The organism is Dyella japonica DSM 16301, assembly GCF_001010355.1.
GTDB classification, from domain to species: domain Bacteria; phylum Pseudomonadota; class Gammaproteobacteria; order Xanthomonadales; family Rhodanobacteraceae; genus Dyella; species Dyella japonica.
The window spans coordinates 1-665 of the sequence record NZ_JPLA01000051.1; the positions used below are offsets into that span (position 1 = coordinate 1).

At 64.5% G+C, this 665-nt stretch carries 2 protein-coding genes; both read right to left on the minus strand.

Translation table 11 applies throughout. The annotated features are described in order from the left end of the window. Positions 1–166: type II secretion system protein (locus Y882_RS16520; RefSeq protein ID WP_046973053.1), on the minus strand; the 166-nt coding region annotated here is incomplete at its 3' end. Between the two features lie 85 nt (positions 167–251). Beyond that, positions 252–665, minus strand: a 414-nt coding sequence (locus Y882_RS16525; protein WP_046973052.1) for a type II secretion system F family protein, incomplete at its 5' end; no start/stop codon positions are given.

Consider the following 665-nt stretch of genomic DNA (forward strand, 5'->3'; position numbering starts at 1 on the left):
GCTGTTGCGGCGGGGCGCCGTTGTCGAGCGCATAGTTTTCGATTTTCTGGCTGAGCGTGGTGAGCTGGGCTTTGCCCGCGCCGTACTTACCCTTGTCGACATTCTTGCCGACCTGGGTCACCACCACCGCGCCGATGATGCCGATCAGCACGATCACCGCCAGCATTTCCAGCAGGGTGAAACCGCGCGCTGCCGTATGACGGCCGAGTGTCCTTTGTCGCATGGGGTACCTCATCGTCGTTCGAAAGGGATTACTGGATATGGCTGGTGAGATCGAGCATGGGCAGCAGGATGGCCGCCATGATGAAGGCCACCATCACCGTCATCACGATGGTGAGCGCGGGCACCAGCGCCGCCAGCAGGCGGTCGATGGCGCGGCGGCTTTCCAGCTCGAAGGTGTCGGCCACCTTGAGCAGCATGGTGTCGAGCTGACCGGCCTCTTCGCCCACCTGCACCATCTGCAAAGCAAGCCGCGGAAAGCGCTGCGCCTGGGCCAGCGCGAACGACAAGCCCGCGCCCTCCTTCACCTGTTCGGAGGCCTGCGCCAGCGCCAGATCCAGCGCCTTGTTGCCGGTGACCTGACGGGCGATGCCGAGCGAGGTCAGCAACGGCACGCCGTTCTTGAGCAAGGTGCCGAGGGTGCGGGCGATGCGTGCCGTTTCCAC